Origin of the sequence: Vallitalea longa, assembly GCF_027923465.1 — a bacterium.
GTDB lineage: Bacteria > Bacillota > Clostridia > Lachnospirales > Vallitaleaceae > Vallitalea > Vallitalea longa.
In genome coordinates this window covers 80,506-95,446 of sequence record NZ_BRLB01000021.1, presented here as the reverse complement: position 1 = coordinate 95,446, position 14,941 = coordinate 80,506, and the positions used below count along the sequence as shown (strand labels likewise).

The window sequence follows — 14,941 nt, the reverse complement described above, 5'->3', positions numbered from 1 at the left end:
TGAAGGGTGGATTCACTCTTCATCTGGTAAATCATTTGACATCAGAATATTTGATAAGGATCAGAGGCTCTATGAGGCATTCAAAAATGTGACTTTCTACAAGGAAAGATGGATTAAAGAAGATGGGCTTGAACAAAAACTGATTGTAACATATTCTCTGAAATACCGTGATTATCAGCAACAAATCAGAACCAGACAACTCGAGCGTGCAGTCAAACTTATTAGCAGTAATCCAAAGAGTATTGATAAAAAAAGACAGAATGATTATAAACGCTTCATCTGTGCTACCAAGGTTACTAATGATGGCGAAGTTGCTGAAAAAGCTGTCTATAGTCTTGATGAAAAAGCCATTGCGAAAGAGGCTATGTATGACGGTTTTTATGCTGTATGTACAAATCTAGAAGAAGAGGTCTCAACAATAGCTAAAATCAATCATCAGCGCTGGGAGATTGAAGAATGCTTTAGGATTATGAAAAGTGAATTTAAAGCTAGACCTGTATTCCTTCGCAGAGATGACCGAATTAAAGCACACTTTACTACTTGTTTTCTGGCTCTCGTTTTGTATAGATATCTGGAAAAGAAACTGGATAACAAATTCACAACAAATGAAATAATAAATCAGTTGAAAGATATGAACTTCCATGCTATTCCCGGCGAAGGATATATGCCGATTTATACACGAACCGACTTTACTGATGCTCTTCATGAAGCTTTTGGATTTAGAACCGATTATCAGATTGTTAGCAACAGAGAAATGAAAAAAATATATAAAAACACAAAAAAATAAAAAAGGTACGCAAAAATCTCAAAATCAAAAAAGCTTGATATGCCCTATTTACAAGGGGTTTCAAGCTTTTATTTTCTTTCAACTGTCAAAGACAGGATCTTAGATTATAATATATTTTACTCCAAAAGTCGAATATTTTTTACATATTTATGGCAGAGATGTACCATTTTACTAATTGAGGATTGATATAAGTCTCTATAATACCACCTACGATAGTGAATATAATGCATATTACAAGCACAAAGAAATATTCTATAAACATCTGTTTATTTATATTAAATCCTCTCATTCTATTTCTATGGCTATACAGATTAGAACAGAAATTAGTACTTTTCACAATCAAATATATGATTACAGGAATATAAAATATGTATTGAGGAAGCAAAAGTACAATATACATCAAGTACCCTTTGAATCCATTTGTTATTAATCCTATAGAGAATAAGAAACCAATGGAAAATCCAAAATATATTACTATGATATAGTTGATCACTACTTCAAAAAATGTAAATCCCAAAATCCATATCCCTAGAATCAATTTAATCCTTTTCCAGATAATAAATTTAAACAATTCAATGTTAAGATAATTACTAGCTGGAAATTTGGTAATAAAATAACCTGATAAGAGCTTATATTCTTCTACTCTATTTCCACCTAAGTTGTTTGCAAATAAAGAACCAATAATAACAGCTACCAAAAAAAGTATAAACTGTATCTTGAAAACGCTAATTTTCTTTCTATATTTTCCTAATACATTAGTCACTCGAATCTCTCCTTAATCAATGTAACTTTTAATAATTATCTTATTCTATATATAACCTAATATATGAACAAAATTTTAATTATATGAGTGCTTGTACTTAGAAAAATAAAAAAAATCCATCTTACTATTTTATCATAGTAAGATAGACCTTTTTCTATACTCCTTTTATAATCATTGAAAGGAACATTACTTAATACCTTCTAATTTACATTTATACGCTAACAATCCTGTTATTGTTTTACAGTCAGTCAATTCACCTGTATATATCATATTAATCAATTCATCCAGTTTGTATCTCTCAATAGTAACATATTCATCATCATCAAGATTTTGAACTGATTCTTGTAAGTCAGTTGCAACATATATACTAATCATTTCATCTGAGATACCAATACTTGAATAAAATTTTAATAGGAACTCAATATTATCTGATTTGTATCCTGTTTCTTCTTCCAATTCTCTCTTGGCACATATACTTGGATCTTCCCCTACTTCCAACCCGCCTGCTGGAATCTCAAGTACATAATCATCTGCTGCATTCCTGTATTGTCTAACCATTATTATATTACCTTCATTATCAACAGGAATAATTGCAGCTGCTCCTGGATGAGTGACAAGTTCCCAATTGACTTCTTTTCCTGTAGGCATTCTCAACTTGTCAATAACCAATTTTACTCTTTTTCCGTTAAATACTTCTTTTCTCTCTAGTCTTTCTATTTTCTTTTCCATTTTATTTCATCTCTCAATCTTTAATGTTATCAGAATGATATTGTTTTATTATAACATGATTTCATAGCTTCAATTACAGCACTTCTAAAACCATTTTTCTCAAGTTCTGAAACAGCTTCTATTGTAGTTCCACCTGGTGAACATACAGCATCTTTTAGTTCTCCAGGATGTCTTCCTGTTTCTAATACCATCTTAGCGGACCCAAGAACTGAGCCAGCTGCTAATTTATATGAAGTATCTCTAGGCAAACCGAATAAAACTCCTGCATCAGCCATAGCTTCAATGAACATATATACATATGCAGGTGAACTTCCAGATACTGCTACAACAGCATTCATTAGATGTTCTGGTAATTCCACCATCTCACCAAAGGATTTAAATATATTATTAACCATTTCTTTTTCTATTATTTCATAATCATCATCAGAAAAACTAATAGCGCTCATACCTTGACCTACCAATGCCGGTGTATTCGGCATTGCTCTAACGATTTTAATATTTTTGCCTAGATTGTTTTTCAGATATTCAATATTTATTCCAGGTGCTATAGATATGATAATATTCTCACTTGTAACGACTTCCTTAATATCGTCTAACACTTGTTGATAATATTGTGGCTTTACAGCTAATATAACATATTTAGAATTTTTTACACATTCTGCATTGCTATTCACATAGCTGTATCCAATCTCTGATTTGATTTGTTCCAATCTATCTTTATTCACATCTGTATATACTAATTCTACATCTTTTAGGCTACCTGCAATACCCTTTATCATAGCATAGCCCATATTACCGGTACCAATAAATCCAATCTTACTCATACCTATCCTCTTTTCTATGTTCTTAAACACTTAATTCAGCTGTTTTTCCTAGTACATCTTTGTTTTCATCTAGAATTACATTAACATAATTATTAATGAAATCTTCAACTTGTTCTGGGGCTCTTCCTATAAAATTCTCTGGTTTCAATATTGATAAAATTTCTTCTTTGCTCATACCGAATGTTCCATCAGCTAATATACGTTCGATTAGATCATTCTTCTTACCTTCCATTTTAACTTGTTTTCCAGCTTCCATAGACAATACTCTTATCTTTTCATGTAGTTCTTGTCTATCTCCACCTTTTTTAACACCTTCCATCAATATGGTTTCAGTAGCCATAAAAGGTAGTTCACTCATAATTCTCTGATGAATAACTTTATCATATACCACAAGTCCATCAACTACATTCATGAATATTTCCAATACTGCATCAGCAGCTAAGAAAGCCTCTGGCACAGATAATCTTTTATTGGCACTATCATCAAGAGTTCTTTCAAACCATTGAGTCGAAGCTGTAATTGCTGGATTAAGAGCATTACAGATAATATGTCTAGATAGAGAAGATATTCTTTCGCTTCTCATTGGATTTCTTTTATATGCCATTGCAGAAGAACCGATTTGACTTTTTTCGAATGGTTCTTCTATTTCTTTTAAGTTTTGTAATAATCTGATGTCATTACTAAATTTATATGCTGATTGAGCTATGGTACTAAGCACATTTAACATTTGTGAATCAAGTTTTCTAGGATATGTTTGCCCTGTTACAGGGAAAGTATCTTCATATCCTAATTTTGTGGCTACTGATTTATCTAATTCTTTTACTTTATCATGATTTCCCTCAAATAGATTAAGGAAACTTGCTTGTGTACCTGTAGTACCTTTTACCCCTCTAAGTTTAGCTTTTTTCAGTTGATGTACTACATCTTCATAATCCATCAATAAATCTTCTAACCATAGGCATGCTCTTTTACCAACAGTAGTCAATTGAGCTGGCTGGTAATGGGTAAATCCTAATGTTGGCATATCTTTATATTCAAGAGCGAACTTAGCTAACTTATCAATTACATTAACTAGTTTATCTTTTATCAATCTTAGAGCTTCTGTCATAATTATTATGTCTGTATTATCTCCCACATAACAACTAGTTGCTCCTAAATGAATTATTGGTTTAGCTGTTGGAGCTTGACATCCATATGCATATACATGGGACATGACATCATGGCGAACAACTTTTTCTCTTTCTTTTGCTACTTCATAATTAATATCATCTTTATATTTTTTTAATTCTTCTATCTGCTCATCGCTAATATCGATTCCTAATTCTTTCTCTGCTTCTGCAAGAGCTATCCATAATTTTCTCCATGTCTTGAATTTTTTGTCTGGAGAAAAAATATATAACATTTCCTTACTAGCATACCTTGTCCCTAATGGTGTTTCATATACGTTATTCAATTAACTCATCCTTTCAGCGTATCATTTATATAAGATTTATTTATATTTTTTATAGATTAGAAAAGTTATGCCCCTTTATGATTATAAAGGTTTAACATCTTTTTATACTATAAAAAAATTCTATTATCTATTTACATTGTAAATCTTTTTCTTGGATTAACCTTTTTATATGATATTTATTAGATATTTTTCTATCAATCTATTATATCATAGAATAAAAACATAAGTTAGGCAAGTAGAAATTTGCTTATTTGATCTCTTATAGGAAAGTCCTGATTTTTAAGCATATGAAATAGAAGGGTTTTCAATGCCTAATTAATTCGTTTCTCTAAATGCAAAAAAGAGCAGCTTCAAATTATTTTGAAACAGCTCCTGATATAACTTTTTTATTCTAGATTATCAAGAAAATCTTCAATCCTATCTAGTCCTTTTTCTATGTTTTCCATTGATATAGCATATGACAATCTAAAGTGAGTATCAAAACCAAAATCTGTACATGGAACAGCTGCAACTTTTTCATTATCTAATAATAGTTTAGCGAAAACACTAGCATTATCTATAACTTCACCTTTATATTTTTTTCCTAGAACTTCATCTAGGTCAACAAATACATAGAATGCTCCATGAGGTTTGATAGCAGAGATATATGGCATTTCTGATATTCTGCTGAACATATAGTCTCTTCTTTTATCAAATTCCACCTTCATTTTCTTAACACATTCTTGATCACCACTAATAGCAGCTAGGGCAGCTTTTTGGGCTATAGAATTAGGATTGGAGGAAGCATGGCTTTGGATATTAGACATTATTTTGGATATTGCTTCAGGCGCGGCTGAATAACCTATTCTCCAACCAGTCATTGCGTAACTCTTAGAAACACCATTAATTATTATAGTTTTCTTATATATATCTTCATTGAATGAAGCTATACTGATATGCTTCTCGTCACCATAAATCAACTTTTCGTATATTTCATCAGATACAACGAACAAATCATTCTTTACAGCGAAATCAGCTATTTCTTTTAGTTCTTCTTCTGAATAAACCATACCAGTTGGATTACTTGGACTATTTATTAAAATTGCTTTTGTTTTTTTGGTTAATGCATCTTCTAAATCTTTTACAGTAACTTTATAATTATTTTCTTTGCTAGCCTTCACAATAATTGGAACACCATCAGCTATTTTAACCATTTGAACATAACTTAACCAAAAAGGAGCAGGTATAATTACTTCATCTTCAGGATTTAATATTGCCATAAAAGTATTAGTCAAACAATGTTTTGCTCCATTACTTACAACGATTTGACTTGGTTCGTACTTAACATTGTTATCCTCTTCCAACTTTTTACATATAGCTTTTTTCAATGGAAGTATACCCGAAGCTGGTGTATATTTTGTAAATCCTTCATTTATTGCGTCAATAGCTGCTTGTTTTATATGATCTGGTGTATCAAAATCTGGTTCGCCTGCACCAAATCCCACTACATCTATTCCATCAGCTTTCATTTGCTTGGCTTTTGCTGTGATTTCTAATGTTGATGAAGGTTTTATATCTAGACCTTTACTTGATAATATCATGTACAAACACCACCCTTTTCATTATTATAACTTATTTCAATTAAACATATTGTAATATATTTCTTCAAACTTTGCAAGTTCTGATTTGAATTTATTCGTTTTTTAATGTTTTTACTAATATAAATTAACATTCAGCTATATTTTTTGCAATATTTGATATAAATATTTCATTTCGTATTCATAACTATATTTATTTTTTGTGTTCGCATTTATTATTATACAGTTATTTTGCAAAATATTTCATATACAACAATATGGCAGAAAGGTTTTAGCAATTTATCACTTAAACGTAATAATACCTCATTCAAATTTATTAAAACATTAAAAACTTATAAAATCAAGGAAAATATGATTAACTTAATAGAATAAATAGAATTTCATATAATAGGATTAATTATTTAAATTATAATCTATAAAAGAAATAAAAAAGAAAAGTGTGACATGCACACTTTTTTTACTTGGATTGAACGATTAATTTAATCGCTGTTCTTTCTTCTCCGTTAATATCAATATCAGTGAAAGCTGGAATACAAACTAAATCGATACCCGATGGAGCCACATATCCTCTTGCAATTATTATTGCTTTTATTGCTTGATTTAATGCGCCTGCTCCGATTGCTTGTAATTCAGCACCGCCTTGTTCACGGATAGTATTAGCAAGAGCACCAGCTACCGAATTGGGATTAGATTTTGCAGCAACTTTTAAAACTTCCACTCTAAAAGACCCCCTTTTTATTGGTTATATAGTTAAATATTCAATAAGAAATAGTCTTTTCCTTTTTTTCAATCAATTTTTATGCAGAATATTAGTTTTTATTTTTTTCAATAAATATATAATACCTTTTTTCTACAAACTAATCTAAAAAAGCTCAAAAAAACAAAGAAGCGTGATTTCTCACGCTTCTTATTTATTTAGCATATTCAACTGCTCTTGTTTCTCTTATAACATTTACTTTAATTTGTCCTGGATATTCCAATTCATCCTCGATTTTTTTAGATATTTCTCTTGCAAGTACTACCATTTCTTCATCACTTGTTTGGTCTGGAATAACCATAATTCTAATTTCTCTACCTGCTTGAATAGCAAAAGATTTATCTACACCTTTAAATTCAGCAGCAATCTCTTCAAGACGTTGAAGTCTTTTAATATATGTTTCTAATGTTTCACGTCGTGCACCTGGTCTTGCAGCAGATATAGCATCAGCTGCTTGTACAATGACAGCTACTAGACTTGTAGGTTCTACATCACCGTGATGTGCTTCAACAGCATTAATAATCACTTCAGATTCTTTATATTTCCTACATAAGTCTGCACCTATGGAAACATGTGAACCTTCCATTTCATGATCAACTGATTTACCAATATCATGTAATAAACCAGCTCTCTTAGCTACTCTTACATCTACTCCTATTTCACCGGCAATCAATCCACTTAAGTGAGATACTTCAATAGAATGTTTTAATACACTCTGTCCATAACTTGTTCTAAACTTCATTTTACCTAACAATCTTGTTAATTCATGATGTAAGCCATGAACACCTGTGTCGAAAGTGGCCATTTCACCTTCTTCACGGATAATATTCTCTACCTCTTTTTTAGCCTTCTCTACCATTTCTTCGATTCTCGCTGGATGGATTCTTCCATCAACAATTAATTTTTCAAGTGCAATTCTTGCAACTTCCCTTCTTATCGGGTCAAATCCAGAAAGTATAACTGCTTCAGGGGTATCATCAATAATAAGATCTATTCCTGTTAAAGTCTCTAAGGTTCTAATGTTTCTACCTTCTCGACCTATTATTCTTCCTTTCATCTCATCACTTGGGAGAGGAACTACTGATACAGTAGTCTCAGCCACATGATCAACTGCACATTTCTGTATTACATTTGCCAATATTTCTCTTGATTTCTTATTGACCTCTTCTTTTGCTCTAACTTCCATTTCCTTAATTAAAATTGCTGTTTCATGTTTCACTTCATTCTCAACAGATTTCAAAAGGTACTCTTTTGCCTGATTGGAGGTGAGGCCAGAAATTCTTTCTAACTCTTTAACATGTTTTTTCTGTAATTCAGAAACTTCTGCTTTCATTTTAGATAATTGCTCTTCTTTAGATACTAACTGATTCTCTTTTCTTTCTAAAGTATCAGATTTCTTATCCAAAGATTCTTCTTTTTGAAGAAGTCGTCTTTCAAGGCGTTGTAATTCGTTTCGTCTTTCTTTAACTTCCTTATCCAAATCACTTTTGATTTTGTAAGTTTCTTCTTTAACCACTAAACGACTTTCTCGTTTAATAGATTCTGCTTCTTTTATAGCTTCATCAACTATTTTTCTAGCCTTTTGTTCAGCTGATCCATATTGTGACTCTGCTACTTTCTTTCTATAAGAAACACCAAGCTTAAAAGTTATTATTCCAACCACGACTGCAACGACAAGTATTAATATTACTAGTATTATTGGATTATCAATCAAATGGTAACACCTCCTCATTATTTATTTTTCATTGTGCATGATGTTATTTTCCATAACATATAAATTTTATAACGTTTTAGAAATTATGTCAAGTTTTAATAAAAACTCTTTTAAATAGTATACATATTTCATAACGTTTTTTACATATTTGTTATGTATTAGTTAAATTTTTTTTTCGCATAAATTGGTCAATTACTTTATTAATTAAACTATAATTATAACCTTTTCTCATTAAATAACCTATCATTCTTCTTTTTATTTTATTATCTATAGTATCTACATTTTTATATTTTTTATATAATAAATTATATGCATTTTCTTCTTCACAAAAATCAATATTTTCTATATATTCATTTATCGTATCCTTAGAAATCCCTTTTTGGGTAAGTTCCATACCAATTTTTTTGACACTTTTTCTTTTTTGATTATAATTAACATATTTTTCAACGTATTTTTTATCATTAATAAAATTATATTCTTCTAAAAATAATATTATTTTATTAGTTACATAGTCATTATAACCAGTTAGTTTTAATTTTTGGATAATTTCCTTTCTAGTCATATCTTTTCTAGTAAGTAGTCTTAAAGCCCTATTTTTAGCTCTCGAAATAATATATTCTCTATATATTTTTTGCAAAAATTCTTCTGTAATGTCATCATTTATCTTAAGTTTCAAAAACTTTAATTCCTTATAAGTTACAAAAAACATATATTCTCCATCTATATGTATATCATAATAGTTTTTAAATCTTTTGTTTTGAATAATATCTGTTATAGTCATAATTATCCTTTCCCATAAGATAAAAAAGGACTGTATATAACCAGTCCCATTACTAATTAACAATTTATTTATATAAAACTAATTTCTACTTGTTTTTATTCTTTTTATCATTAGTTGTTTCTTTTTTAACTTCTTCTTTTTTCTTATCATCTTTCACTTCGTCTACTGGTATATCGAAATGTTTTCTAACCAACGTATCTATTTCAGTTAACAACTGAGGGTTATCCATAAGATATTGCTTAGCATTTTCCCTTCCTTGTCCTAATCTGGTTTCATTATATGAATACCAAGCACCACTTTTATTAACTATATTCTCTTGAGTCGCCAAGTCTAAGATATCCCCTGCTTTTGATATACCTTTTCCAAACATTATGTCAAATTCAGCTGTTTTGAATGGTGGAGCAATTTTATTCTTAACAACTTTAACTCTAACTCTATTTCCAATAAAGTCAGTACTTTGTTTTAGCGTTTCAATCCTTCTGACATCAAGTCTGATAGATGAATAGAATTTTAGTGCTCTACCTCCAGTAGTAGTTTCAGGACTTCCAAACATGACTCCTACTTTTTCACGCAATTGATTTATAAAAATAACAATACAATTAGATTTATTAATACTTCCTGTCAACTTTCTTAACGCCTGAGACATAAGCCTTGCTTGAAGTCCTACATGAGAATCTCCCATTTCCCCTTCAATTTCTGCTTTTGGAACAAGTGCAGCAACCGAGTCAACTATAACTATATCAATTGCACCAGATCTAACCATTGTTTCAGTAATCTCAAGTGCTTGTTCACCATTGTCAGGTTGTGATATATATAAATTATCAATATCTACACCAATTTTCTTCGCATACTCAGGATCTAATGCATGTTCAGCATCAACGAAACCAGCTATACCGCCTTTTTTCTGTGCTTCTGCTACCATATGTAATGCAACAGTTGTTTTACCACTAGATTCAGGTCCAAATACCTCTATAACTCTTCCTCTTGGAATACCTCCCGCACCAAGTGCTATATCTAAACTAAGTGATCCTGTAGGAATGGTTTCAATATTCATATTTTCTCTGGATTCACCTAACTTCATTATTGCACCTTTTCCATATGCCTTTTCAATATTGGAAATTGCTGCTTCTAATGCTCGTTTTTTATCTTCTTTCATAAATGCCCTATTAACTAGGTTCCCCCTTTCAAATTAAAAGTCAACCGAACTTATGTTCGTTATTAATTATAATATATATTTTTACTTACGTCAACACATTTTTAACAAATATTTCATTTAGCATGTTATTATGTTTTTTCTATGATATCGCTAATCCAAGAATTCTATAACAAATAAGCCTACCAGTCAATAGACTTAAAAATATATATCCTATCTTTAATTTAATTGGAGGCCAGATCGGTATTCATCGTTTCCCGATCAATCTAATTAATTCCTAATTTATATATAGGCATTTTTTACAGGCTAAAAATATATTGGATATATTACTTAACCTGTAATTTATTAAATAGTGATTATTTAACTAGATTCCATAACATAATCAGACCTTCTACCACAGCTCTAGTTCTAACTTTTTGTCTATTACCATAAAAGTTGCACTTCTTGACTGTAGTGGTCCCATTATAGTGCACTCCAATATAAACAAGTCCTACAGGCTTCTGAGCTGTACCTCCTGTTGGTCCTGCAATACCTGTAACAGATATAGCGGTATCTGTTTTACACTTGCTTATAAGTCCTTCTACCATTTCTCTTGCCGTTTCTTCACTAACTGCACCATGCTTTGCAAGAGTTTCTTCTTTCACACCGAGATATTTCATCTTAGCTTCATTAGAATAGGTAATAAGCCCTTCCTTATATACCTCAGAAACTCCAGAACAATTAATTATTCTACCACTTAACATACCACCTGTGCAAGATTCCGCTACAGATAATGTAAGATTTTTATCCTTTAATGTACTTACTAGTGTCTCTTCTAGAGTTTTCTCATCTGTAGTATATATATAATCGCCAACGTATTCATCAACTTTTTGCTGCATATCATCAATTAAATTAACAGCTTCAGTCTCATTATCGGTTTTAGCTGTAATCCTAAGATGTACTTCTCCATCTTTTGCATAAGGAGCAATAGTAGGATTGGTTTGCTTATCAATCACATCCTGTAAAATCTTAGCTACTGTACTCTCTCCAATACCACATAATTTTACTGTCCTTGATAATATAACACCTTCATTTAATTTCTTCAATTCCTTCTTTACTTCTGATTCGAACATAGGTTTCATTTCACTAGGAGGTCCAGGTAGAACGACAATAGTGTTCTTCTTGGTATTAACTATAAACCCTGGAGCTGTACCATTATCATTTTTGAGAACAATAGCCCCCTTAGGAATATAAGCCTGTTTTAAATTATTTTCTGCCATATCTATGTTACGATTCTTGAAAAAATCTATTATCCTGTCTCTTGATTCTTCATGCTCAACAAGAGGTAAATCCAGTAATTTTGCTATAGTTTCTTTAGATAAATCATCAGTTGTAGGACCCAACCCCCCAGTTGTGATAATGATACTAGTCCTATTCATAGCATTTTTTAACGTTTCTTTTAATCTATCAACATTATCTCCTACAACTGATTGGTAATAAACTGAAATTCCCATATCTGCTAATTGCCTAGATAAGTATTGGGCATTAGTATTGAGGATATCTCCAAGTAGTAATTCTGTTCCAATTGCTATTATTTCAGCAGTCATATGGTTCCATCTCTCTTTCCCAAGTCAATTCAAACTATTCATGAAAAATACTTATGTTCTTAGTTATATAATCTAGTGCAGAAATTACTGTAAATAGTAGAGAAGCATATATAAGTATCTGTTCGATAACGACTATACCTTCAAAATTAAAATTACAGATAACAACTATAATCATAATCATAGTTGTAAATGTCTTAATCTTACCCCACCAACCTGCAGCGATAACCACTCCTTTATTAGCAGCAACTAAACGAAATCCGCTAATAACAAATTCTCTACTGATAATTATGATAACAATCCATGCAGCTAATTCTTTTGCTTCTACTAAATAAATCAATGCTGAAGCTACTAAAAGCTTGTCTGCCAATGGATCCATGAATTTTCCGAAATCAGTTACTAGATTTCTTGACCTTGCTAAATGCCCGTCAAGAAAATCAGTTAAACTAGCAACTATAAATATTGTAACACCTATGATATTACCATATGGTGCTTCTATTATATATAATGATAGTAAAAAAAATGGAATTAATATAACCCGAAACAAAGTTAACTTATTCGCTATATTCATCAGTAATCTCTCCTATTAAATCATATTCATTAGACGAACTAACCTTAACATTAATAATATCCCCTGATATTAATTCATAGGGACAACTTACAAATATCATGCCATCTACTTCAGGAGCATCACGATAAGTCCTTCCACAATACACCCTATCTTCTGGAATATATCCCTCAATAATTACAGGATAGACCTTACCTACCAATTCTTCATTTATAGATTTGGATATTCCCTGTTGCATCGCCATTATTTCATCTTTTCTTGATTCCTTGACTTCATCATCTATCTGATCTTCGAACAATGCAGCTTTAGTACCTTCTTCTGGTGAATACGCAAAAACTCCAAGACGGTCGAATCTTATGTCTTGTACAAATTTTTTCATATCTTCGAATTGTTCTCTTGTTTCTCCAGGGAAACCTGTAATAAGTGTAGTTCTAAGGCATATATCAGGTATGTTTTTTCTAAGTTCTGATATTGCATTTTGAATCATTTCTTTTGTACCTTTTCTTGCCATCCTCTTCAATATATCATTATTAGCATGTTGAATAGGCATATCCAGATAATTGAGTACTTTTTCTTCATCCCTAATCACTTCAATCAATTCGTCTGTTATTTCTTCTGGATAACAATATAATAGTCTTATCCATTCTATACCATCAACTTTGCATAATTCTCTAAGAAGATCTGGTAATTTTTTCTCTCCATAAATATCAATACCATATTTTGTTGTATCTTGAGCGACTAGTATCAGTTCTTTCACACCATTTTCAGCTAAATACTCTGTCTCCTTAACAAGACTCTCTATTGTTCTACTTTTTATCTTTCCTCTTATTTTAGGTATGATACAGTAAGTACAATGATTGTCACACCCTTCAGCGATTTTTAGATAAGTAGAATAACCTGCTGAACTGATTACTCTATTAATGTAATCTTGTGGGTGATGACTATTATCTTCAAAAGCAATATATTTTTTATTGTTAAGTACTGATTCAACTGCTTCAATTACTTTATCATAATTAGAGACTCCAAGAATTGCATCTATTTCCGGCATTCCGTTCACAAGTTCTTCTTGATACCTCTGTGCTAAACAGCCTGTTACAATCAATGCTTTACATTTACCAGTGTCTTTATACTTTCCCATTTCTATAATGGTTTCGATGCTCTCTTCTTTTGCATCTTGTATAAATCCACATGTATTCACTACAATAACATCTGCTTCTTTCTCATCATTGATCAATGTATATCCTTTGTCTCTTAATAATCCTAGCATGACTTCACTATCCACAAGATTCTTATCACAACCTAGTGAAATAAATGAAATTTTTATGTTCAATAAGAACACTCCTTTGTATTCAAGTTATTTTAATTTACGTGAGCTTACGATAGCTATTATTTATTTTAACATATTTGTTGCTGATTTAATACAGTTTTTCATGAGCATTGCAATTGTCATAGGACCTACGCCACCTGGTACAGGTGTTATTGCCCCTGCTAATTGTGAACACTCATCAAATTTTACGTCTCCACATAATTTTCCGTTTTCAAGTCTATTCATACCTACATCAATAATAGTAGCACCTTCTTTTACGAAGTCTTTTGTAACAAAATTAGCTTTACCTATTGCGACTACTAATATATCAGCTCTTTTAGATATTTCTTTTATATTTTTTGTTCTTGAATGGCAAATAGTTACTGTACCATTCTCTTTTAATAACAGCATAGAAACAGGTTTACCAACTATGTTGCTTCTACCTATAACTACACAGTTTTTACCTTCTATCTGTATATTATACCTCTTAATCAGTTCTATAATACCTGCTGGTGTACAAGAAACGAAACCATCTCTACCTATACTTAGGTTTCCTACACTGTAAGGATGAAAACCATCTACATCTTTTGATGGGTCAATCGCAAGTAGAATTTTTTCTTCATCTATATGATTAGGAAGTGGTAACTGAACCAATATTCCATGTACATCATCTCTATTATTTAATTCATCGATCAATTCAAGAAGCGCTTCTTCTGTAGTTTTTTCATCAAGCTCATAAGCTAATGATCTCATTCCTATATATTCACAAGCTTTTTTCTTATGTTTAACATAAACTTGGGATGCAGGATCACTACCCACTAAAACAACTGCAAGAGTCGGTTCAACACCTTTCTCCTTTAGTCCAACTACTTCATTGGCTAGTTCATCTTTAATTTGACCTGACGTTTTTTTACCATCGATTATGATAGTGCTCATAAGTATTTCC

14 protein-coding genes are annotated in these 14,941 nt (G+C 31.1%); 1 reads left to right on the top strand and 13 read right to left on the bottom strand.

What is annotated here, in order from left to right; genetic code table 11:
- Nucleotides 1-787, top strand: a 787-nt coding sequence (locus tag QMG30_RS21780) for an IS1634 family transposase (protein WP_281819132.1), incomplete at its 5' end; no start/stop codon positions are given.
- A gap of 139 nt (nt 788-926) precedes the next feature.
- Here QMG30_RS21780 and QMG30_RS21775 read toward each other — a convergent pair.
- From QMG30_RS21775 to folD, 13 genes are all read right to left on the bottom strand, one after another.
- Nucleotides 927-1,550 carry a stage II sporulation protein M gene (locus QMG30_RS21775; RefSeq protein ID WP_281819131.1) on the bottom strand — a complete coding sequence of 208 codons (624 nt, stop codon included), beginning with the start codon at nt 1,548-1,550 and terminating at the stop codon, nt 927-929.
- 186 nt (nt 1,551-1,736) lie between these two features.
- Complete coding sequence (locus QMG30_RS21770; RefSeq protein WP_281819129.1) at nt 1,737-2,279, bottom strand: NUDIX hydrolase; 543 nt, start codon at nt 2,277-2,279, stop codon at nt 1,737-1,739.
- A gap of 29 nt (nt 2,280-2,308) precedes the next feature.
- Nucleotides 2,309-3,103 (bottom strand): pyrroline-5-carboxylate reductase, encoded by a 795-nt coding sequence (gene proC / locus QMG30_RS21765; RefSeq protein ID WP_281819128.1) that lies wholly within the window; start codon nt 3,101-3,103, stop codon nt 2,309-2,311.
- Nucleotides 3,104-3,125: 22 nt separating this feature from the next.
- Complete coding sequence (gene purB / locus QMG30_RS21760; RefSeq protein WP_281819126.1) at nt 3,126-4,556, bottom strand: adenylosuccinate lyase; 1,431 nt, start codon at nt 4,554-4,556, stop codon at nt 3,126-3,128.
- A gap of 386 nt (nt 4,557-4,942) precedes the next feature.
- Nucleotides 4,943-6,136: a pyridoxal phosphate-dependent aminotransferase gene (locus tag QMG30_RS21755; RefSeq protein WP_281819125.1), complete on the bottom strand. Its 1,194-nt coding sequence runs from the start codon at nt 6,134-6,136 to the stop codon at nt 4,943-4,945.
- A 454-nt stretch (nt 6,137-6,590) separates the two neighbouring features.
- Nucleotides 6,591-6,851 (bottom strand): stage V sporulation protein S, encoded by a 261-nt coding sequence (locus QMG30_RS21750; protein WP_212698548.1) that lies wholly within the window; start codon nt 6,849-6,851, stop codon nt 6,591-6,593.
- A 193-nt stretch (nt 6,852-7,044) separates the two neighbouring features.
- Entirely contained in the window at nt 7,045-8,601 is a 1,557-nt protein-coding gene (rny, locus tag QMG30_RS21745) for a ribonuclease Y (RefSeq protein WP_434784582.1), read from the bottom strand.
- Nucleotides 8,602-8,755: 154 nt separating this feature from the next.
- Entirely contained in the window at nt 8,756-9,385 is a 630-nt protein-coding gene (locus tag QMG30_RS21740) for a regulatory protein RecX (RefSeq protein WP_281819122.1), read from the bottom strand.
- 85 nt (nt 9,386-9,470) lie between these two features.
- Complete coding sequence (gene recA, locus QMG30_RS21735; RefSeq protein WP_281819120.1) at nt 9,471-10,541, bottom strand: recombinase RecA; 1,071 nt, start codon at nt 10,539-10,541, stop codon at nt 9,471-9,473.
- Nucleotides 10,542-10,894: 353 nt separating this feature from the next.
- Complete coding sequence (locus QMG30_RS21730) at nt 10,895-12,124, bottom strand: competence/damage-inducible protein A (protein ID WP_281819119.1); 1,230 nt, start codon at nt 12,122-12,124, stop codon at nt 10,895-10,897.
- A 34-nt stretch (nt 12,125-12,158) separates the two neighbouring features.
- Nucleotides 12,159-12,692, bottom strand: a complete 534-nt coding sequence (pgsA, locus tag QMG30_RS21725) for a CDP-diacylglycerol--glycerol-3-phosphate 3-phosphatidyltransferase (RefSeq protein WP_281819117.1) — start codon at nt 12,690-12,692, stop codon at nt 12,159-12,161.
- Nucleotides 12,676-14,013, bottom strand: a complete 1,338-nt coding sequence (gene rimO / locus QMG30_RS21720; RefSeq protein ID WP_281819137.1) for a 30S ribosomal protein S12 methylthiotransferase RimO — start codon at nt 14,011-14,013, stop codon at nt 12,676-12,678. The genes pgsA and rimO overlap by 17 nt, the downstream gene beginning before the upstream one ends.
- Nucleotides 14,014-14,079: 66 nt before the next feature.
- Entirely contained in the window at nt 14,080-14,931 is an 852-nt protein-coding gene (folD, locus tag QMG30_RS21715; protein WP_281819116.1) for a bifunctional methylenetetrahydrofolate dehydrogenase/methenyltetrahydrofolate cyclohydrolase FolD, read from the bottom strand.
- Nucleotides 14,932-14,941 lie beyond the last annotated feature (10 nt).

What these genes read in the sequence shown, in the direction of transcription:
- QMG30_RS21770 (WP_281819129.1), bottom strand. Translation starts at nt 2,279, where the DNA reads ATGGAAAAGAAAATAGAAAGACTAGAGAGAAAAGAAGTATTTAACGGA.
- proC (WP_281819128.1), bottom strand. Translation starts at nt 3,103, where the DNA reads ATGAGTAAGATTGGATTTATTGGTACCGGTAATATGGGCTATGCTATG.
- QMG30_RS21755 (WP_281819125.1), bottom strand. Translation starts at nt 6,136, where the DNA reads ATGATATTATCAAGTAAAGGTCTAGATATAAAACCTTCATCAACATTA.
- QMG30_RS21740 (WP_281819122.1), bottom strand. Translation starts at nt 9,385, where the DNA reads ATGACTATAACAGATATTATTCAAAACAAAAGATTTAAAAACTATTAT.
- recA (WP_281819120.1), bottom strand. Translation starts at nt 10,541, where the DNA reads ATGAAAGAAGATAAAAAACGAGCATTAGAAGCAGCAATTTCCAATATT.
- QMG30_RS21730 (WP_281819119.1), bottom strand. Translation starts at nt 12,124, where the DNA reads ATGACTGCTGAAATAATAGCAATTGGAACAGAATTACTACTTGGAGAT.
- pgsA (WP_281819117.1), bottom strand. Translation starts at nt 12,692, where the DNA reads ATGAATATAGCGAATAAGTTAACTTTGTTTCGGGTTATATTAATTCCA.
- folD (WP_281819116.1), bottom strand. Translation starts at nt 14,931, where the DNA reads ATGAGCACTATCATAATCGATGGTAAAAAAACGTCAGGTCAAATTAAA.